The sequence below is a fragment of the Halolamina salina genome, from assembly GCF_042678005.1.
Classification (GTDB): Archaea; Halobacteriota; Halobacteria; order Halobacteriales; family Haloferacaceae; genus Halolamina; species Halolamina salina.
In genome coordinates this window covers 1-611 of record NZ_JBHUDH010000072.1, presented here as the reverse complement: position 1 = coordinate 611, position 611 = coordinate 1, and the positions used below count along the sequence as shown (strand labels likewise).

Sequence of the window (611 nt, the reverse complement as noted above, 5' to 3'; positions counted from 1 at the left end):
CCACACGCCTCCGGCGGTCGCCCCGAGCACCAGCGCGACCGGGAGGAGATCCTGCGGCCCGTTCGACTCGGTGAACTGTGCGCCCAGCCCCTCGTGGCGCGCCGTCGCGAGGCAGGCCAGCGCCGCCATCGCGGCTTTCGCACCCACCTCAGCGCCGACGATCGTGCCGACGACGAGCAGGCGGAAACTATCGGCGACTGATGCGACCGCCAGTGCAGTTCCGAGCGTCGCGAGCAGCAGCGCGACGACGGCGCCGACGCCGACCTCGCTGTCCTTCAGGACGGCGACGCGCTCGTCGGCGTCGCCGTGGACGACTGCCGCGTCGCCGAGGTCGGCGACGCCGTCGAGGTGGGTGATCCCCGACAGTCCAATCCAGAGACCGAGGTAGCCGACAGCCGCGAGCAGCGGGAGCGATCGCCCGCCCAGCGCGACCACGGGAACCGCGAGGAGTAGCCCTGTTCCGACGCCGACCGCCGGGAACGTCCACGGCGCTTCCGTGACTGCCCGCCAGTCACCAGCGTCGCCGCCAACTGGGAGCCGGGTCAGGAAGCGGACCGCCCCTCGGAGCGCGCTCAGAGCCACGCGCCACCCCCCAGCCGGCCGGCGAGGAC

1 protein-coding gene is annotated in these 611 nt (G+C 73.5%); it reads right to left on the bottom strand.

Annotated elements, in window-relative coordinates; translation table 11 throughout:
- On the bottom strand, window positions 1-582 hold a 582-nt coding region (locus tag ACFR9S_RS07800; RefSeq protein WP_379818381.1), incomplete at its 3' end, for an adenosylcobinamide-GDP ribazoletransferase.
- Window positions 583-611: the final 29 nt, after the last annotated feature.